This window comes from Pseudomonas sp. FG47 (genome assembly GCF_057809115.1).
Genome location: NZ_JBMDJI010000005.1, coordinates 110,799 through 129,530 on the forward strand (window position 1 = coordinate 110,799; position 18,732 = coordinate 129,530).

General features: G+C 63.5%; 15 protein-coding genes. 11 read left to right on the top strand and 4 right to left on the bottom strand.

Features of this window, described 5'->3' with window-relative positions:
- Nucleotides 1-219: 219 nt before the first annotated feature.
- Nucleotides 220-762 carry a gamma subclass chorismate mutase AroQ gene (aroQ, locus tag ACODS5_RS06885; protein WP_489108277.1) on the bottom strand — a complete coding sequence of 181 codons (543 nt, stop codon included), beginning with the start codon at nt 760-762 and terminating at the stop codon, nt 220-222.
- A gap of 146 nt (nt 763-908) precedes the next feature.
- On the bottom strand, nt 909-2,315 hold the full coding sequence (gene glnA / locus ACODS5_RS06890; RefSeq protein ID WP_134691388.1) for a type I glutamate--ammonia ligase: 1,407 nt from the start codon (nt 2,313-2,315) through the stop codon (nt 909-911).
- Between the two features lie 390 nt (nt 2,316-2,705).
- Here glnA and thiI point away from each other — a divergent pair, with 390 nt between their 5' ends.
- On the top strand, nt 2,706-4,160 hold the full coding sequence (gene thiI, locus ACODS5_RS06895; RefSeq protein ID WP_489108278.1) for a tRNA uracil 4-sulfurtransferase ThiI: 1,455 nt from the start codon (nt 2,706-2,708) through the stop codon (nt 4,158-4,160).
- 127 nt (nt 4,161-4,287) lie between these two features.
- The gene (typA, locus tag ACODS5_RS06900) at nt 4,288-6,108 is read left to right on the top strand and encodes a translational GTPase TypA (protein ID WP_134691390.1); all 1,821 of its coding nucleotides are present in this window, start codon (nt 4,288-4,290) and stop codon (nt 6,106-6,108) included.
- A gap of 195 nt (nt 6,109-6,303) precedes the next feature.
- On the opposite strand, the gene ACODS5_RS06905 is transcribed toward typA, so the two are convergent.
- Nucleotides 6,304-6,762 carry a YkgJ family cysteine cluster protein gene (locus tag ACODS5_RS06905; RefSeq protein ID WP_489108279.1) on the bottom strand — a complete coding sequence of 153 codons (459 nt, stop codon included), beginning with the start codon at nt 6,760-6,762 and terminating at the stop codon, nt 6,304-6,306.
- A 131-nt stretch (nt 6,763-6,893) separates the two neighbouring features.
- Between ACODS5_RS06905 and ACODS5_RS06910 the strand changes: the two genes are divergently transcribed.
- From ACODS5_RS06910 to ACODS5_RS06930, 5 genes are all read left to right on the top strand, one after another.
- A complete protein-coding gene (locus tag ACODS5_RS06910) occupies nt 6,894-9,359 on the top strand; it encodes a glycogen/starch/alpha-glucan phosphorylase (protein ID WP_134691393.1) in 2,466 nt (821 codons plus the stop codon).
- 279 nt (nt 9,360-9,638) lie between these two features.
- Complete coding sequence (locus tag ACODS5_RS06915) at nt 9,639-10,649, top strand: class 1 fructose-bisphosphatase (protein WP_489108280.1); 1,011 nt, start codon at nt 9,639-9,641, stop codon at nt 10,647-10,649.
- Nucleotides 10,650-10,652: 3 nt separating this feature from the next.
- Complete coding sequence (locus tag ACODS5_RS06920; protein ID WP_489108281.1) at nt 10,653-11,249, top strand: DUF924 family protein; 597 nt, start codon at nt 10,653-10,655, stop codon at nt 11,247-11,249.
- 199 nt (nt 11,250-11,448) lie between these two features.
- Nucleotides 11,449-11,703, top strand: a complete 255-nt coding sequence (bamE, locus tag ACODS5_RS06925; protein WP_011536093.1) for an outer membrane protein assembly factor BamE domain-containing protein — start codon at nt 11,449-11,451, stop codon at nt 11,701-11,703.
- The gene (locus ACODS5_RS06930) at nt 11,700-12,272 is read left to right on the top strand and encodes a lipocalin family protein (RefSeq protein ID WP_489108282.1); all 573 of its coding nucleotides are present in this window, start codon (nt 11,700-11,702) and stop codon (nt 12,270-12,272) included. The genes bamE and ACODS5_RS06930 overlap by 4 nt, the downstream gene beginning before the upstream one ends.
- A 146-nt stretch (nt 12,273-12,418) precedes the next feature.
- Here the strand turns inward: ACODS5_RS06930 and ACODS5_RS06935 are convergent, their stop codons facing one another.
- Nucleotides 12,419-13,783 carry a formimidoylglutamate deiminase gene (locus ACODS5_RS06935; protein WP_489108283.1) on the bottom strand — a complete coding sequence of 455 codons (1,365 nt, stop codon included), beginning with the start codon at nt 13,781-13,783 and terminating at the stop codon, nt 12,419-12,421.
- A gap of 144 nt (nt 13,784-13,927) precedes the next feature.
- Between ACODS5_RS06935 and hutC the strand changes: the two genes are divergently transcribed.
- From hutC to hutH, 4 genes are all read left to right on the top strand, one after another.
- Nucleotides 13,928-14,638 (top strand): histidine utilization transcriptional repressor HutC, encoded by a 711-nt coding sequence (gene hutC / locus ACODS5_RS06940; RefSeq protein ID WP_167659468.1) that lies wholly within the window; start codon nt 13,928-13,930, stop codon nt 14,636-14,638.
- Entirely contained in the window at nt 14,635-15,207 is a 573-nt protein-coding gene (locus tag ACODS5_RS06945; RefSeq protein ID WP_134691398.1) for a HutD/Ves family protein, read from the top strand. The genes hutC and ACODS5_RS06945 overlap by 4 nt, the downstream gene beginning before the upstream one ends.
- A 150-nt stretch (nt 15,208-15,357) precedes the next feature.
- Nucleotides 15,358-17,052: a urocanate hydratase gene (gene hutU / locus ACODS5_RS06950; protein WP_489108284.1), complete on the top strand. Its 1,695-nt coding sequence runs from the start codon at nt 15,358-15,360 to the stop codon at nt 17,050-17,052.
- 87 nt (nt 17,053-17,139) lie between these two features.
- Entirely contained in the window at nt 17,140-18,672 is a 1,533-nt protein-coding gene (hutH, locus tag ACODS5_RS06955) for a histidine ammonia-lyase (RefSeq protein ID WP_134691400.1), read from the top strand.
- Nucleotides 18,673-18,732: the final 60 nt, after the last annotated feature.

Genomic DNA, 18,732 nt, shown 5'->3' on the forward strand with positions numbered 1-18,732 from the left:
CGAGGGCTCTGGCCTGGGGCGCGCACGGAAGAGTGCTGGATGCAGTGAAAATGCAAGAACCAAACCAAAGCTCCGAAAAGAAGCGGGAAATCCAGACAAAGACCTGAAATTGCGCGAACTCTAGCCAGAAAGCCCTGGTTTATTGGTTCTTTCGATCCAAAATGGGGTGCATGATAGGGCGCATCGCCTATCCATGCACCAATATGGAGCATAGGGTGGTCAGCGCAATTTGCACAGCTGGGCGCTGGCGCGAACCAGGGCGAGATGGCGCGTGGAGTCCTGGGTGCGATGTTGCAAGGCGTCGGCCAAGTGATTGGCGCAATGCTCTGGTGGGGTCTGGTCAAAGCGGGCCAGGTCGCTCAACAGCTGTTCCTGGAGCAGGTCCAGTTCAGGGCGCACTTCGTTGGCCAGGTCGCGGCGTGGCAGGGTTGGTGCTTGTCGGGCGCGATGCCAGGTGTCGAGCAGGTGGTACTGCAGGAGCTTGTTGGCTTCGATCTGGTCGGCAAAAAACGCCCCGGCGCGAGCCGGGTCCAGATGGTGGGCGACGGCGGCCTGGCGTGCGCTGAGCAGCACCTGGTGCTCGCGGTCGCTGGCTTGCACGGGTTGCTGGTGATCCCACTTGTGCAGCGCGACAGCCTCGGCCAGGTCCAGGCGCCGGTCGATGGTGGCAAGCAACTGGTCCAGGGAAGGCGTGATGCTCGGTGAGGAGGCACAACCGGATAGGGCGAAGCAGCAGGTCAGGGCGAGGGTGGTGGCACGCATGGCGATCTCCTTTGGAATGAAGCCTCGAGTGTCGCCTTTGGCTTTACGGCGGCTATATAGGTGTTGTTCGATGATGAGGGCGTGAAAAAGAAACGGCCTCCCGAAGGAGGCCGTCATCCTGTCATCGACGCGGAGCGCCGATCAGATCAGCAGCTGTAGTACAGCTCGTATTCCAGCGGGTGCACGAAGGTACGGACCTTGATCTCTTCCTCGCTCTTCAGCTCGATGAAGGCATCGATGAAGTCGTCGGAGAACACGCCGCCCTTGGTCAGGAACGCACGGCCCTTGTCCAGCTCTTCCAGGGCTTCCTTCAGGCTGCCGCAAACCTGCGGGATGTCCTTGGCCTCTTCCGGCGGCAGGTCATACAGGTTCTTGTCGGCGGCGTCGCCTGGGTGGATCTTGTTCTGGATACCGTCCAGGCCAGCCATCAGCAGGGCCGCGAAGGCCAGGTACGGGTTGGCCGATGGGTCTGGGAAGCGCGCTTCGATACGGCGGGCTTTCGGGCTGCCGACGTAGGGAATACGGATCGAGGCGGAACGGTTGCGTGCCGAGTAGGCCAGCATGACCGGGGCTTCGAAGCCTGGGACCAGGCGCTTGTACGAGTTGGTCGACGGGTTGGTGAAGCCGTTCAGGGCCTTGCCGTGCTTGATGATGCCGCCGATGAAGTACAGGGCGGTGTCGGACAGGCCTGCATAGCCTTCGCCGGCGAAGGTGTTCTTGCCTTCTTTCCAGATCGACATGTGCACGTGCATGCCCGAACCGTTGTCGCCGTACAGCGGCTTGGGCATGAAGGTGGCGGTACGGCCGTAGGCGTCGGCAACGTTGTGCACCACGTACTTCAGGGCCTGTACTTCGTCAGCCTTCTTCACCAGGGTGTTGAACTTGACGCCGATTTCGTTCTGACCTGCGGTCGCCACTTCGTGGTGGTGAACTTCGACGGTCTGACCCATCTCTTCCAGTGCGTTGCACATGGCGGTACGGATTTCGTGGTCGTGGTCGAACGGCGGAACCGGGAAGTAACCGCCTTTCACGCCCGGACGGTGGCCTTTGTTGCCGCCTTCGACGTCGGCATCGGACATCCACGAGCCTTGCTCGGAGAAGATCTTGAACATCGAGCCGGAGATGTCCGACTTGAACTTCACTTCGTCGAAGATGAAGAACTCAGGCTCAGGGCCGGCGAACACGGTGTCACCGATGCCGGTGCTCTTGAGGTACTCTTCGGCGCGCTTGGCGATCGCACGTGGGTCGCGATCGTAGCCCTGCATGCTCGACGGGTCGACGATGTCGCAGGTGATGATCAGGGTCGGCTCTTCGGTGAACGGGTCGAGCACGGCGGTCTCGTCGACCGGCATCAGGATCATGTCCGAGGCTTCGATGCCTTTCCAGCCAGCGATGGAGGAGCCGTCGAACATCTTGCCGACTTCGAAGAAGTCTTCGTCCAGGCCATCGCGCGCCGGCATGGTCACGTGATGCTGCACGCCTTTGGTGTCCGTGAAACGCAGATCAATCCACTTGACGTCATGATCTTTGATGAGTTGAACCGACTTCGACATGTTGTCCTCCGGATGGTCTAGGGCGCTTGGCCGCGGCCCTGGAAAAAGGGTGTCGCTGGGCGCGGATAGTCGGCCAAGCTTACCTGCCTCACAAGGGAGCAAATTGCATGCCAGTGCCCGAAAATGGCGAGGGCGGGATAAAAGGGGACGTTGGCGGGCATTTGCCAAGGTGGCGCTGATAAAGAGTGCACTCATAAGATGCGCTTTTCGGGACTAATGCACCATTATGGTGCTTGCCTGGGTGAAAGCCTCATCGAGGGGCAAACCCGCTTCCACGGGTACGTGCGCGATAAATCCAGCCTCTGTACAAAAGTTGGTCAAAAGCTGAGCAATTTCCGCTATAATTCGCGCCCCTCATTTTCGGTAGGCCCTGGGCGCGCTGTTAAACCAATGAAACTTATCGTCAAAGTCTTCCCAGAAATCACCATCAAGAGCCGGCCGGTGCGCAAGCGCTTCATCCGCCAGCTCGCCAAGAACATCCGCAACGTGCTCAAGGACCTTGATCCCGAGCTCGCGGTTGATGGTGTCTGGGATAATCTCGAGGTGGTCACCCGCGTCGAGGACGAAAAGATCCAGCGCGAAATGATCGAGCGCCTCACCTGCACGCCGGGTATCACCCACTTCCTGCAGGTCGAGGAGTATGCACTGGGCGACTTCGACGACATCGTCGCCAAGTGCAAGCACCACTTCGGCCACCTGCTGGCCGGCAAGCGCTTCTCGGTACGCTGCAAGCGCGGCGGTCACCACGACTTCACCTCGATGGACGTCGACCGCTACGTCGGCAGCCAACTGCGCCAGCAGTGCGGCGCCGCCGGCATCGACCTGAAGACGCCAGAAGTCGTGGTACGCATGGAGATCCGTGACCAGCGCCTGTACGTGATCCACAGCCAGCACAACGGCATCGGCGGCTACCCGTTGGGCGCCCTGGAGCAGACCCTGGTACTGATGTCCGGTGGCTTCGACTCCACCGTGGCGGCGTACCAGATGATGCGTCGCGGCCTGATGACCCATTTCTGCTTCTTCAACCTCGGTGGCCGTGCCCACGAGCTGGGCGTGATGGAAGTGGCCCACTACCTGTGGAAGAAGTACGGCAGCAGCCAGCGCGTGCTGTTCATCAGCGTGCCGTTCGAGGAAGTGGTCGGCGAGATTCTCAACAAGGTCGACAACAGCTACATGGGCGTCACCCTCAAGCGCATGATGCTGCGCGGCGCCGCCCACATGGCCGAGCGTCTGCAGATCGACGCGCTGGTCACCGGCGAGGCGATCTCCCAGGTGTCTAGCCAGACCTTGCCGAACCTGTCGATCATCGACTCGGCCACCGACAAGTTGGTGCTGCGCCCGCTGCTGGCTAGCCACAAGCAGGACATTATCGACCAGGCCAGCGAAATCGGTACCGCCGACTTCGCCAAGCACATGCCCGAATATTGCGGCGTGATCTCGGTGAACCCGACTACCCATGCCAAGCGTCACCGCATGGAGCACGAAGAAAAGCAGTTCGACATGGCCGTGCTGGAGCGCGCCCTGGAGCGTGCCAAGTTCATCTCCATCGACCATGTGATCGACGAGCTGGGCAAGGACATCGAAATCGAGGAAGTGGCCGAGGCGCTGCCAGGCCAGATCGTCATCGACATTCGTCACCCCGACGCCCAGGAAGACGAACCTCTGGTGCTGGAAGGCATCGAAGTCCAGGCCATGCCGTTCTACGCCATCAACAGCAAGTTCAAGCACCTGGACCCCACGCGCCAGTACTTGCTGTATTGCGACAAGGGTGTGATGAGCCGTCTGCACGCACACCACCTGCTCAGTGAGGGACATGCCAATGTGCGTGTTTATCGTCCGACATAAGACGCCAGGGCTGTATGGCGGCAGCATCCGCCATCGCCCTCCCGACCACCGGGCCCGCTGAGCCGCAAACCGTACATATTCGCCGCCTACACTGGTGGCAACCGAATCCTCTGCTCGAGATACAGTTGTGATCGAAAATCTGCGTAACATCGCCATCATCGCCCACGTTGACCATGGTAAAACCACCCTGGTCGACAAACTCCTGCGCCAGTCCGGCACCCTGGAGCGTAACGAGCTCAACGACGAGCGCGTCATGGACTCCAACGACCAGGAAAAAGAGCGCGGCATTACCATTCTGGCGAAGAACACCGCCATCAACTGGAACGGCTACCACATCAACATCGTCGACACCCCCGGCCACGCCGACTTCGGTGGCGAGGTCGAGCGTGTAATGTCGATGGTCGACTCCGTGCTGCTGCTGGTCGACGCCCAGGACGGCCCGATGCCGCAAACCCGCTTCGTGACCAAGAAGGCTTTCGAAGCTGGCCTCAAGCCGATCGTCGTGATCAACAAGGTCGACCGTCCGGGCGCACGTCCTGACTGGGTTCTGGACCAGATCTTCGACCTGTTCGACAACCTCGGCGCCACCGACGAACAGCTGGACTTCAAAGTCGTCTACGCCTCGGCCCTGAACGGCATCGCCGGTCTGGACCACACCGAAATGGGTGAGGACATGACCGCGCTGTACCAGTCGATCATCGACAACGTACCAGCACCGTCTGTTGACCGTGACGGCCCGTTCCAGATGCAGATCTCGGCACTGGACTACAACAGCTTCCTCGGCGTTATCGGCGTTGGCCGTATTGCCCGTGGCCGCGTCAAGCCGAACACCCCGGTTGTCGCCATCGACACCGAAGGCAAGAAGCGCAACGGTCGTATCCTCAAGCTGATGGGCCACCACGGTCTGCACCGTGTCGACGTCGAAGAAGCCCAGGCTGGCGACATCGTCTGCATCAGCGGTTTCGACGAGCTGTTCATCTCCGACACCCTGTGCGCTCCGGATACCGTCGAGGCGATGAAGCCGCTGACCGTTGACGAGCCAACCGTTTCGATGACCTTCCAGGTCAACGACTCGCCGTTCTGCGGTAAAGAAGGCAAGTTCGTCACCAGCCGTAACATCAAGGACCGCCTGGACAAAGAGCTGCTGTACAACGTTGCCCTGCGCGTCCAGGAAACCGACTCCCCAGACAAGTTCAAGGTCTCGGGCCGTGGTGAGCTGCACCTGTCCGTTCTGATCGAAACCATGCGCCGTGAAGGCTTCGAGATGGCCGTGGGCCGTCCTGAAGTGATCATCCGCGAAGTAGACGGCGTCAAGCAGGAACCGTTCGAGAACGTCACCATCGATATCCCTGAAGAATCCCAGGGCAAGGTCATGGAAGAGATGGGTCTGCGTAAGGGCGACCTGACCAACATGGTTCCGGATGGCAAGGGCCGTGTGCGCCTGGAGTACAACATTCCAGCCCGTGGTCTGATCGGCTTCCGTAACCAGTTCCTGACCCTGACCAACGGTGCAGGCATCCTGACCTCGATCTTCGATCGCTACGACACCATGAAGTCGGGCCAGATGTCTGGCCGTCTGAACGGTGTTCTGGTTTCGGTCGAGACCGGCAAGGCGCTGACCTACTCGCTGGAAACCCTGCAGGCTCGCGGCAAGCTGTTCGTCGAGCACGGCCAGGAGATCTACAACGGTCAGATCATCGGCCTGAACAGCCGTGACAACGACCTGGGCGTGAACCCGACCAAAGGCAAGAAGCTCGACAACATGCGTGCTTCGGGCAAGGACGAAGTCATCGCCCTGGTACCGCCAGTTCGCCACACCCTCGAGCAGGCCCTGGAATTCATCCAGGACGACGAGCTGTGCGAAGTGACGCCGAAGTCGATCCGTCTGCGCAAGAAGATCCTCGACGAAGGCGAGCGTACCCGCGCTGCCAAGAAAGCCAAGAACTGATTGAGTTCAGGCTGAAATGAAAACGCCCCCGGTCGCAAGGCCGGGGGCGTTTTTGTTTGCCTTGAGAATGTGGGGCCGCTTTGCGGCCCATCGCGACGCAAGGCCGCTCCTACAGGAGATCGCGGCCCCCTGTAGGAGCGGCCTTGCGTCGCGATGGGCTGCACAGCAGCCCCAGGATTTCAAGCAAAAACAGCTTCAGCGCCCGACCATCTTGGGCTTATAGGCGCAATACCCCGGCCGCGGCCCGACCTTGGGGTGGTTGCGGCAGGTATCCGGACGCTTGTCGTAAATGGTGCACAGCCGGCTCTTGCGATCCAGGTACATGCAGTCGTCGTTGCTCATCCGGGTCAGGGTGAAGATCCCTGACTTCTGGTTGAAGCGCTCGATGATGCCTTCCTTCTGCAGGCGCTTGGCCACGTTCTTCGGCGGTTCGTCTTTCTCGAACTCGTCCACCACGCCAATGCGGATCAGATCCTTGATCTTCACCTCCACCGGCAGGGTGCAGCAGGTCGAGTGGCAGCCACCGCACATATGGCTGGCATAGCGCTGCCAGGTCTCCAGGCGGTCGACTTCGGCGGCGGCGATCAGGGTCGTTTTCATGGTTATGGGGTGAATCACGGTCTTGGGGCGCGCGATCATACCGGAGTTGTTCATTTTGTGAACAACCTTTTGCCCGATTCCCCTGGCGGTTGATGAAAAGCGCGAACGCTCGCTGTCGCTGTGTGTCAGAGCGTCTAGGCTGAACACTCTCCCTGCGCTTTCGCCTACTTGCCCGAGGATGCCGCATGTCCCAGGAAAACAAGGCCCGTGAGGCCAAAGCTCATACCGACGAGGTGGCCGCGTTCCGCGCCGCCGTGCTGGCCAAACTGACCTACGCCGTTGGCAAGGACCCGGAGCACGCCTTTGATCATGACTGGTTCGAGGCCATTGCCCTGGCGGCCCGTGACCATATGGTCGATCACTGGATGGATCACACCCGCCAGGCCTATCGACGCAGCCAGAAGCGGGTCTACTACCTCTCCCTCGAATTCCTCATCGGCCGGCTGCTGTACGACAGCCTGAGCAACCTCGGCTATCTGGAGATCGCCCGCGAAGCCCTCGAAGGCCTGGACGTGGACCTGGAGCGCATTCGCCTGCTCGAGCCCGACGCGGCGTTGGGCAATGGCGGCCTCGGGCGCCTGGCCGCGTGCTTCATGGAGAGCATGTCTACCCTGGGCATTGCCGCCCATGGCTACGGCATCCGCTACGAGCATGGTCTGTTCCGCCAGGCGCTGGTCGACGGTTGGCAGCAGGAGCAGACCGAGAACTGGCTGGATTTCGGCAACCCCTGGGAGTTCGAGCGGGCCGAGGTGATCTACCCGATCAGCTTCGGCGGCAGCGTCGAGACCGTGCACGAAAGCAACGGCCAGCAGCGCCAGGTGTGGTGGCCGGGCGAAACGGTGCGGGCGGTGGCCTATGACACGCCAGTGGTCGGCTGGCGCGGTGCCAGTGTCAACACCCTGCGCCTGTGGCGGGCCCGGGCCCTGGAAGAGCTGCACCTGGAGCGCTTCAACGCCGGCGATCACCTGGGCGCCGTGGCCGAGGTGGCGCGGGCCGAGAGCATCTCGCGGGTGCTGTACCCGGCCGACAGCACCGAGGCCGGCCAGGAGCTGCGCCTGCGCCAGGAGTACTTCTTCGTCTCGGCCTCGTTGCAGGACCTGCTGCGCCGTCACCTGAACATGCACGACAACCTGCTCAACCTGCCGGACGCCGCGGCCATACAGCTCAACGACACCCATCCGTCGATCGCCGTGGCCGAGCTGATGCGCCTGCTGGTCGACCAGCACGAGATCCCGTGGGATACCGCCTGGCAACTGACTGTCGGCACCTTGGCTTACACCAACCACACACTGTTGCCCGAAGCCCTGGAAACCTGGCCGGTGGCGCTGATGGAGCGCATGTTGCCGCGGCACATGCAGATCATCTACCTGATCAACGCCTATCACATCGACGCTCTACGTGCCAAAGGCCTGCATGACTTCGACGTGCTGCGCGCGGTGTCGCTGATCGAGGAAGACAACGGCCGTCGGGTACGCATGGGCAACCTGGCGTTCCTCGGCTCGCACAGCGTCAACGGCGTGTCGGCGCTGCACAGCAAGCTGATGAAAAGCACGGTGTTCGCCGATCTGCACAAGCTCTACCCGCAGCGGATCAACAACAAGACCAACGGCATCACCTTCCGCCGCTGGCTGTACCAGGCCAACCCGGCGCTTACCGCGATGCTGGTCGAAGCCCTCGGCCCCGACGTGTTGGACAACCCCGAAGGCAGGCTCAAGGCGCTGGCGCCGTTCGCCGACAAGGCCAGCTTTCGCAAGCAGTTCGCCGCCCAGCGGCTGCACAGCAAGCGGGCCCTGGCCAGCATCATCCAGGACCGCCTGGGCGTCACGGTCAACCCTGAGGCGCTGTTCGACGTGCAGGTCAAGCGCATCCACGAGTACAAGCGCCAGTTGCTCAACCTGTTGCATACCGTGGCGCTGTACCAGGCGATCCGCAACGACCCGAGCACCGACTGGGTGCCGCGGGTGAAGATTTTTGCCGGCAAGGCGGCGGCCAGCTACCACCAGGCCAAACTGATCATCAAGCTGGCCAACGACATTGCCCGGGTGGTCAACAACGACCCCACCGTGCGCGGCCTGCTCAAGGTGGTGTTCCTGCCTAACTACAACGTCAGCCTGGCCGAGAGCATCATCCCGGCGGCCGATCTTTCGGAGCAGATCTCCACCGCCGGCTACGAAGCCTCCGGCACCAGCAACATGAAGTTCGGTCTCAACGGCGCGCTGACCATCGGCACCCTGGATGGCGCCAATGTCGAGATGTGCGAGCAGGTGGGGGCCGAGAACATGTTCATCTTCGGCCTGACCGCTCAGCAGGTGGAGGCCCGCGGGCGCGCCGGCGATTTTGGCGCCAGTGCGGCGATCGCGGCTTCCAGTCGCCTGGGCGATGTGCTGCAAGCGATCCGCAGCGGGGTGTTCTCGCCGGACGATCCGGCGCGCTACGCCGGGCTGGTGGACGGCCTGGTCGGCCATGACCGCTTCCTGGTGTGCGCCGACTTCGACGCCTACTGGGACGCCCAGCGGCGGGTCGAGGAGCTGTGGCATGCGCCCCAGGACTGGTGGCGCATGGCGGTGCTCAATACCGCGCGGATGGGCTGGTTCTCGTCGGACCGGACCATTCGTGAATATGCCGGCGAGATCTGGAAGGCGCTGGATTGATGTAGATGCTTGCGCAATCGTTGTAGGAGCGGCCTTGTGTCGCGAAAGGGCCGCAGAGCGGCCCCATCAATATGTGCTTGATGCGCAAATCATGGGGGCGCTTCGCACCCCTTTCGCGACACAAGGCCGCTCCTACAAAGTCCGCGAAGCGTATGGGAGAACCGACCATCGGCCGGGCGCTGGCTGAACTCAAGCCCGGAAGTCGAGTCTCTTTGCTCGCTAGCCCGCAACTCTCCCTGTAAACTGCGGGGGTTTTTCCTATCCCTTTCGGAGCCACACATGTCCCGCGTTACCCTGAGTCGCTATCTGATTGAGCAGACCCGCAGCAACAATACCCCTGCCGATCTGCGCTTCCTGATCGAGGTGGTGGCGCGCGCGTGCAAGGAAATCAGCCACCACGTGTCCAAAGGCGCCCTCGGCGGCGTGCTGGGCAGCATGGGCACCGAGAACGTCCAGGGCGAAGTGCAGAAGAAGCTCGACGTGATCTCCAACGACATCCTGCTCGAGGCCAACGAGTGGGGCGGCCACCTGGCCGGCATGGCATCCGAGGAAATGGACAACGCCTACCAGATCCCGGGCAAGTACCCCAAGGGTGCCTACCTGCTGGTCTTCGACCCGCTGGACGGTTCGTCGAACATCGACGTCAACGTCTCGGTCGGCACCATCTTCTCGGTACTGCGTTGCCCTAACGAGTACCTGAGCCAGAACGAAACCCTGAACGAAAAAGCCTTCCTGCAGCCCGGCACCGAGCAGGTCGCCGCCGGCTATGCCATCTACGGCCCGCAGACCATGCTGATCCTGACCCTGGGCAACGGCGTCAAGGGCTTCACCCTGGACCGCGAGCTGGGTAGCTTCGTGCTCACCCACGAGAACATCCGCGTGCCGGAGAGCACCGCCGAGTTCGCCATCAACATGTCCAACCAGCGCCACTGGGAAGCCCCGGTACAGCGCTACGTGGGCGAACTGCTGGCCGGTGAGACCGGGCCGCTGAAGAAGAACTACAACATGCGCTGGATCGCCTCTATGGTGGCCGACGTGCACCGCATCCTGACCCGTGGCGGCCTGTTCATGTACCCACGCGATGCTCGCGAGCCGAGCAAGCCGGGCAAGCTGCGCCTGATGTACGAGGCCAACCCGATGTCGTTCATCATCGAGCAGGCCGGCGGCGCTTCCACCAACGGTTACGAGCGGATCCTCGACATCAAGCCGGAGAGCCTGCACCAGCGCGTGTCGGTGATCCTCGGCTCGAAGGAAGAGGTCGAGCGCGTCACCGCCTACCACAAGGAGTAAGTCATGCTCGCACCTTGGCAGCCGTTGCTGGAGTGGTGGTTCGGTTGGGGCAAAAGTGCCCAGGCCGTGGCTGACGAGAAGAACACGCTGTGGTTCGGCAAGCATCACGACGCCGATGCCCAGGCGCTGTTCGGCGATCTGGTCGAGCAAGCCCTGGCGGGTGGGCTCGACGAGTGGCAGCAGAGCCCGCAGGGCTGGCTTGGCCTGCTGATCCTGCTCGACCAGCTGCCGCGCATGATCCACCGCGACACGCCGCGCGCCTTCGAGGGCGATCGGCGGGCGCAGGTGGTGGCCATGCAGGGCCTGCAGAAGGGCTGGGACTACCAGCTGCTGCCGATCCAGCGGGTGTTCGTGCTGCTGGTGCTGGAGCACGCCGAGGTGCTGGACTGGCAAAACCTGTGCGTCGAGCGTTACCAGACCTTGCTGGACGAGCAGCCCGAGGCCAACCGTCGGTTGTTCGAAGGCTTCCTCGACTATGCCGAGCAGCACCAGCGGGTGATCGCCCGCTTCGGGCGCTTCCCGCACCGCAACCTGGTGCTGAGTCGCCCGAGCACCAGTGAAGAGATGGACTTCCTGCTGGAGCCCGGTTCGCGGTTCTGATGCCCGATCCGCCGTGCAGGGGCATGCGCTCCTGCACGGCCTGCCTGGCGCGCCAGCGCCGCACGTTCCTGGCTGGCGGGCCACCCGACCAATGGCGTACAGGGAAAGCACCTGCGCCAGGGAACCGAAACGGCTTTTTTCCTTCTAAGCTCCTGGCAGGTCCTCGCGCCTGTGTATCCCTCTCCAGGAGTGTCCCTTCATGTCGTTGCGTTCTCTCGCCCTGTTGTCCTTGTGCGTCGTCCTGACCGCTTGCAGCAAGATCAACCAGGAAAACTATTCCAAGCTCAAGGCCGGCATGAACAAGGCCGAAGTCGAGCAACTGCTCGGCACGCCGAAGGAGTGCTCCGGCGCCCTGGGCATGAGCAGTTGCACCTGGGGTGATGAGAAGAGCTTCATCAGCGTGCAATATGCCGCGGACAAGGTGCTGATGTATTCCGGGCAGGGCCTCAAATGAGGCGTCTGCACCTGCTGCTGGGCGTGTGCCTGGTGATGCTGCTCGGTGGCTGCGCCACTTCGGCCACCGACCCGCTGGCGCCGAAGACCGCAGGTGCGGTCGACCTCAAGCGTTACCAAGGCAAGTGGTTCGAGCTGGCGCGCCTGCCGATGAAGTACCAGGACGGCTGCGCCCAGTCCGAGGCCCACTACAACCTCAAGCCCGACGGCACGGTCGGCGTGCTCAACCGCTGCCGCACCCTGGGTGACGAGTGGTTGCGCGCCGAAGGGCACGCGTCGGCGCAGGAACCTGGGCATGCCGACAAGCTGTGGGTGGAGTTCGACAATTGGTTCACCCGCCTGGTGCCGGGAGTGGCCAAGGGCGACTACTGGATCCTGTTCGTCGACGAACGCTATCGCACGGCCATCGTCGGCAGCCCGGACCGCAAGTACCTGTGGATTCTTTCGCGCACGCCGTCGTTGCCGGCGTGGGAGCGCGAGAACCTGCTGGCCAAGGCGCGGCAGCAGGGCTATGACACCAATCGACTGATCTGGCGCACGCCCGACAAGCAGATCGTGGTTCGGCATTGAGCTTCAGGCCGGCGCGATACCTGTAGGAGCGGCCTTGTGTCGCGAAAGGGGTGCGAAGCGCCCCCAGGATTTCAGCATTTGCACATATCGCCGGGGCCGCTATGCGGCCCTTTCGCGGCGCAAGGCCGCTCCTGCAGGGGCCGCGTTCAGGCTAGGAGCTGGCGCAATACCTCGACAAACGCCACCGCGCTTTCCTCTTCCTGCCCATGCCGCCCCTGGCGCACCACCCACTGCCCATTGACCATCACATCGCGCACCTGGCGATCGCTACCGGCGAACAGCCAACGGTTCAGGATCGCATCGCCGTCGGCCACGGCCAGGTAGGGATCCTGCCCGTTCAGCACCAGCCAGTCCGCGCGCTGGCCGACCGCCAGTTCACCGATCGGCTGGCCCAGGGCCTGGGCGCCGCCGCGCAGGGCCGCGTCATACAAGGTTCGCCCGACCATCGGCTGATCGGTCCGATATAGCCGGTTACGTCGTTGGTCGCGCAGGCGCTGACCGTATTCCAGCCAGCGCAGTTCCTCGACTACGCTCAATGACACATGGCTGTCCGAGCCAATCCCCATGTGCCCGCCCTGAGCCAGGTAATCCACCGCCGGGAAGATACCGTCGCCAAGGTTGGCTTCGGTGGTCAGGCATAGCCCGGCCACGGCGCCACTGCGGGCCATGGCGCTGACCTCGTCGGCTTCGGCGTGGGTGGCATGGACCAGGCACCAGCGCTGATCTACATCGACATGCTCGTACAGCCACTGCAGCGGACGGCGGCCACTCCAGGCCAGGCAATCGTCGACTTCCTTCTGCTGTTCGGCGATATGGATATGGATCGGGCAGGCCTTGTCGCTGGCGCCCAGCACGTCGGCGATCTGCCCGGGGGTGACCGCGCGCAGGGAGTGGAAGCACAAGCCCAACCGTTGCGCCGGCTGGTGTGCCAGCAGCGGTTGCAACTGCTGCTGCAGGCGCAGGTACTGCTCGGTGCTGTTGATGAAGCGGCGTTGCCCGTCGTTGGGCGCCTGGCCGCCAAAGCCCGAATGGCTGTAGAGCACCGGCAGCAGGGTCAGGCCGATGCCGCTGGCGGCGGCGGCGGCGCTGATGCGCCGTGACAGCTCGGCGGGGTCGGCGTAGGCCTGGCCGCCCTGATCGTGGTGCACATAGTGGAACTCGGCCACCGAGGTGTAGCCGGCCTTGAGCATCTCGATGTACAGCTGGCGGGTGATCACCTGCAACTGCTCGGGGGTGATCCGGCCGACCAGGCGGTACATCAGGTCGCGCCAGGTCCAGAAGCTGTCGTTGGGGTTGCCGGCCACTTCCGCCAATCCCGCCATGGCCCGCTGGAACGCATGCGAGTGCAGGTTGGGCATGCCTGGCAGCAGCGGGCCGGCCAGGCGCTCGGCGCCAGTGGCGTCGGCATCGGCCATGACCGCGGCCAGTCGGCCATTGGCGCTGACCTCCAGGCGGACATTGCGGGCCCAGCCCGAAGGGAGCAGGGCGCGTTCGGCGAAGTAGGCGGGCATCGGTGAAATCCTGTTATTGTTAACTTGTATATACATATACAGCCGTTTGCCTGCCGGGTAAACTCCGGCAAGCTACCGTTCACTCCAACCGCACAAGGATTAAACGCCGTGCCGACACTTCCTGTCTCCGCGCTGGTTGCCCAGATGGGCGAAGGGCCGGCGCCGCTCTACGCCCGGGTGAAACAGATGATCATCCAGCAGATCGAGAGCGGCAGCTGGCCGCCCCATCACCGGGTGCCATCGGAAAGCGAGCTGGTCAGCGAGCTGGGCTTCAGCCGCATGACCATCAACCGCGCCCTGCGCGAACTCACCGCCGAAGGCTTGCTGGTGCGCATGCAGGGCGTCGGCACCTTCGTCGCCGAACCCAAGAGCCGCTCGGCGCTGTTCGAGGTCAACAACATCGCCGACGAGATTGCCGGACGTGGCCACCAGCATAGCTGCCAGGTGATCAAACTCGCCGAGGAAGCCGCCGGCTCCGAGCGCGCCCTGGCCCTGGACATGCGCGAAGGCCAGCGGGTTTTCCACTCGCTGATCGTGCATTACGAAAATGGCGTGCCGGTACAGATCGAGGACCGCTACGTCAACGCTGCCATCGCTCCGGATTACCTCAAGCAGGATTTCACCCGGCAGACGCCCTACGCCTACCTGTCGCAGGTGGCGCCACTCACTGAAGGCGAGCACGTGGTCGAGGCGATCCTTGCCGAACCTGAGGAATGCAAGCTGCTGCAGATCGAGCGAGGCGAGCCGTGTCTGTTGATCCGCCGTCGTACCTGGTCGGGGCGCCAGCCGGTCACCGCTGCGCGCCTGATCCACCCCGGTTCCCGTCACCGTCTGGAAGGACGATTCAGCAAATGACCCAGTTGCAGCTGTTGCGTGCCCAGGATTATCCGCGCATGCCCTGGAAAAACGGTGGCGGTTTCACCGAAGAGATCACCCGCGACGCAGGCGATAGCCTGGACGGTTTCGGCTGGCGCCTGTCGATCGCCGATATCGAGGAGTCTGGTGGTTTTTCCAGCTTCGCCGGGTACCAGCGGATCATCACCGTGTTGCAGGGCGATGGCATGCGCCTGCTGGTCGATGGCCAGGCCAGCCGGCCGTTGCTGCCGTTCGACGCCTTTGCCTTCAATGGCGAAAGCCAGGTGAGCTGCAAGCTGTTGGGCGGGGCGATTCGCGATTTCAACCTGATCTATGCGCCGCAGCGGTATCGGGCGCGGTTGCAGTGGTTCGATGGCACCAGCCGGCTGTTCAGCTCGGCCTCGACGGTGTTGTTGTTTGCGGCGAGCAGCCATGTAGAAGTCGGGCTGGTGGGGCGGGAGACCCAGCAGCTGGGCCGGTATGACTGCTTGCGCCTGGAAGGTAACGAAGGATTGTTGGAGCTGGATGTGCAGGGGCGGTTCTGCCTGATCGAGCTGATGCCACGCTGAATTGGAGTTCTGTGAATAGGGGGCGCGCAGCGGCCCCTTCTGCTTTCTGAAATCTTCTGAGGAACGGTCTGATTATTTTGGTTGTCCATGCTTGTACATACAAGTAAAGATGTGTTTGTATAGCACCACGACACAAACACACGCCGTCGCATGACCGCAGAGGACATCCCCGTGACTGACAACAACAAGTACCGTGACGTAGAAATCCGTGCCCCGCGTGGCAACAAGCTGACCGCCAAGAGCTGGCTGACCGAAGCGCCGCTGCGCATGCTGATGAACAACCTCGACCCACAGGTCGCCGAAAACCCGAAAGAGCTGGTGGTGTACGGTGGCATCGGCCGCGCCGCGCGCAACTGGGAGTGCTACGACAAGATCGTCGAAACCCTGACCCGCCTGGAAGACGACGAAACCCTGCTGGTGCAGTCGGGCAAGCCGGTCGGCGTGTTCAAGACCCACAGCAACGCCCCGCGTGTGCTGATCGCCAACTCCAACCTGGTGCCGCACTGGGCCAACTGGGAACACTTCAACGAACTGGATGCCAAGGGCCTGGCCATGTACGGCCAGATGACCGCCGGCAGCTGGATCTACATCGGCAGCCAGGGCATCGTCCAGGGCACCTACGAAACCTTCGTCGAAGCCGGCCGCCAGCACTACAACGGCAGCCTCAAGGGCAAGTGGGTACTGACTGCCGGGCTCGGTGGCATGGGCGGCGCCCAGCCACTGGCGGCAACGCTTGCCGGCGCCTGCTCGCTGAACATCGAGTGCCAGCAGAGCCGCATCGACTTCCGCCTCGAGACCCGCTACGTCGACGAGCAGGCCACTGACCTGGACGACGCCCTGGCGCGCATCGCCAAATACACCTCCGAAGGCAAGGCCATCTCCATCGCCCTGCACGGCAACGCCGCCGAGATTCTGCCTGAGCTGGTCAAGCGTGGCGTGCGCCCGGACATGGTCACCGACCAGACCAGCGCCCACGACCCGCTCAACGGCTACCTGCCGGCCGGCTGGACCTGGGAGCAGTACCGCGACCGTGCTGTGACCGACCCGGCAGGCGTGGTCAAGGCCGCCAAGCAGTCGATGGCCGTACATGTACAAGCCATGCTCGACTTCCAGAAGCAGGGCATCCCGACCTTCGACTATGGCAACAACATCCGCCAGATGGCCAAGGAAGAAGGCGTGGCCAACGCGTTCGACTTCCCAGGCTTCGTCCCGGCCTATATCCGCCCGCTGTTCTGCCGCGGCGTCGGCCCATTCCGCTGGGCCGCGCTGTCCGGCGATGCCGAGGACATCTACAAGACCGATGCCAAGGTCAAGGAGCTGATCCCCGACGACGCCCACCTGCACCGCTGGTTGGACATGGCCCGCGAGCGCATCAGCTTCCAGGGCCTGCCGGCGCGTATCTGCTGGGTTGGCCTGGGCCTGCGCGCCAAGCTCGGCCTGGCCTTCAACGAAATGGTGCGCAGCGGCGAGCTGTCGGCACCGGTCGTCATCGGCCGTGACCACCTGGACTCGGGCTCGGTATCCAGCCCCAACCGTGAAACCGAAGCCATGCGCGACGGCTCCGACGCGGTCTCCGACTGGCCGCTGCTCAACGCCCTGCTCAACACCGCAGGCGGCGCCACCTGGGTTTCGCTGCACCACGGCGGTGGCGTGGGCATGGGCTTCTCCCAGCATTCGGGCATGGTCATCGTCTGTGACGGTACCGATGAAGCCGCCGAGCGCATCGCCCGCGTATTGACCAACGACCCGGGCACCGGCGTGATGCGCCACGCCGACGCCGGCTACCAGATCGCCATCGACTGCGCCAAGGAGCAGGGCCTGGACCTGCCGATGATCACCGGCTGACCGCCGCGCTTTGGATCGCACCCGCCAAGGGTGATACTGAACAACAAGAAGGGGCCCCGCGTGGCCCCAAGCGATTGGAGTAGCGAAGTGACCGAATTGACCCTCAAGCCCGGCACCCTGACCTTGGCCCAGCTGCGTGCCATCCACGCCGCCCCGGTGCACCTGCAACTGGACGCCAGCGCCGCGCCGGCCATCGACGCCAGCGTCGCCTGCGTCGAGCAGATCATCGCCGAAGACCGTACCGCCTACGGCATCAACACCGGTTTCGGCCTGCTGGCCTCGACCCGCATCGCCAGCCATGACCTGGAGAACCTGCAGCGTTCGCTGGTGCTGTCCCACGCCGCCGGTATCGGCGCGCCGCTGGACGACGACCTGGTGCGGCTGATCATGGTGCTCAAGATCAACAGCCTCAGCCGTGGTTTCTCCGGCATCCGCCGCAAGGTCATCGACGCGCTGATCGCCCTGGTCAACGCCCAAGTCTATCCACATATTCCGCTCAAGGGCTCGGTCGGCGCCTCCGGCGACCTCGCGCCGCTGGCGCACATGTCGCTGGTGCTACTGGGCGAAGGCAAGGCCCGCTACAAGGGGCAGTGGCTGTCGGCCACCGAAGCCCTGGCCGTCGCTGGCCTGGAGCCGCTGACTCTGGCCGCCAAGGAGGGCCTGGCCCTGCTCAACGGCACCCAGGCCTCCACCGCCTATGCCCTGCGTGGCCTGTTCCAGGCCGAAGACCTGTACGCCGCGGCCATCGCCTGTGGCGGCCTGAGCGTCGAGGCGGCGCTGGGCTCGCGTTCGCCGTTCGATGCGCGCATCCATGCCGTGCGTGGCCAGCGCGGCCAGATCGACACCGCCGCCTGCTTCCGCGACCTGCTGGGTGATTCCAGCGAAGTGTCGCTGTCGCACAAGAACTGCGACAAGGTCCAGGACCCGTACTCGCTGCGCTGCCAGCCGCAAGTCATGGGTGCGTGCCTGACCCAGATCCGCCAGGCCGCCGAAGTGCTGGGCATCGAGGCCAACGCGGTGTCGGACAACCCGCTGGTGTTCGCCGCCGAAGGCGACGTCATCTCTGGTGGTAACTTCCACGCAGAACCCGTGGCCATGGCAGCCGACAACCTGGCCCTGGCCATCGCCGAGATCGGCTCGCTGAGCGAGCGCCGCATCTCGCTGATGATGGACAAGCACATGTCCCAGCTGCCGCCGTTCCTGGTGGAAAACGGCGGGGTCAACTCCGGCTTCATGATCGCCCAGGTCACCGCCGCCGCGCTGGCCAGCGAGAACAAGGCGCTGTCGCACCCGCACAGCGTCGACAGCCTGCCGACCTCGGCCAACCAGGAAGACCACGTGTCGATGGCCCCGGCCGCTGGCAAGCGTCTGTGGGAAATGGCCGAGAACACCCGTGGCGTGCTGGCCATCGAATGGCTGGGCGCCTGCCAGGGCCTGGACCTGCGCAAGGGCCTGAAGACCTCCGCCAAGCTGGAGCAGGCGCGCCAGGCGCTGCGTCGTGAAGTGCCGCACTATGACCGCGACCGCTTCTTCGCCCCGGATATCGAGGCAGCCTCGTCGCTGCTGGCCAAAGGCACGCTGACCGGCCTGCTGCCGGCTGGGGTCCTGCCTAGCCTGTGATACCGCATTCGCCGGCAAGCCGGCTCCTACGGGGTTATCTGTAGGAGCCGGCTTGCCGGC

Bases quoted from the DNA above. Each gene is read 5' to 3' on its own strand.
- aroQ (WP_489108277.1), bottom strand. From the start codon at position 762: ATGCGTGCCACCACCCTCGCCCTGACCTGCTGCTTCGCCCTATCCGGT.
- glnA (WP_134691388.1), bottom strand. From the start codon at position 2,315: ATGTCGAAGTCGGTTCAACTCATCAAAGATCATGACGTCAAGTGGATT.
- thiI (WP_489108278.1), top strand. From the start codon at position 2,706: ATGAAACTTATCGTCAAAGTCTTCCCAGAAATCACCATCAAGAGCCGG.
- ACODS5_RS06905 (WP_489108279.1), bottom strand. From the start codon at position 6,762: ATGAACAACTCCGGTATGATCGCGCGCCCCAAGACCGTGATTCACCCC.
- ACODS5_RS06910 (WP_134691393.1), top strand. From the start codon at position 6,894: ATGTCCCAGGAAAACAAGGCCCGTGAGGCCAAAGCTCATACCGACGAG.
- ACODS5_RS06915 (WP_489108280.1), top strand. From the start codon at position 9,639: ATGTCCCGCGTTACCCTGAGTCGCTATCTGATTGAGCAGACCCGCAGC.
- ACODS5_RS06920 (WP_489108281.1), top strand. From the start codon at position 10,653: ATGCTCGCACCTTGGCAGCCGTTGCTGGAGTGGTGGTTCGGTTGGGGC.
- bamE (WP_011536093.1), top strand. From the start codon at position 11,449: ATGTCGTTGCGTTCTCTCGCCCTGTTGTCCTTGTGCGTCGTCCTGACC.
- ACODS5_RS06930 (WP_489108282.1), top strand. From the start codon at position 11,700: ATGAGGCGTCTGCACCTGCTGCTGGGCGTGTGCCTGGTGATGCTGCTC.
- ACODS5_RS06935 (WP_489108283.1), bottom strand. From the start codon at position 13,783: ATGCCCGCCTACTTCGCCGAACGCGCCCTGCTCCCTTCGGGCTGGGCC.
- hutC (WP_167659468.1), top strand. From the start codon at position 13,928: ATGGGCGAAGGGCCGGCGCCGCTCTACGCCCGGGTGAAACAGATGATC.
- ACODS5_RS06945 (WP_134691398.1), top strand. From the start codon at position 14,635: ATGACCCAGTTGCAGCTGTTGCGTGCCCAGGATTATCCGCGCATGCCC.
- hutU (WP_489108284.1), top strand. From the start codon at position 15,358: ATGACCGCAGAGGACATCCCCGTGACTGACAACAACAAGTACCGTGAC.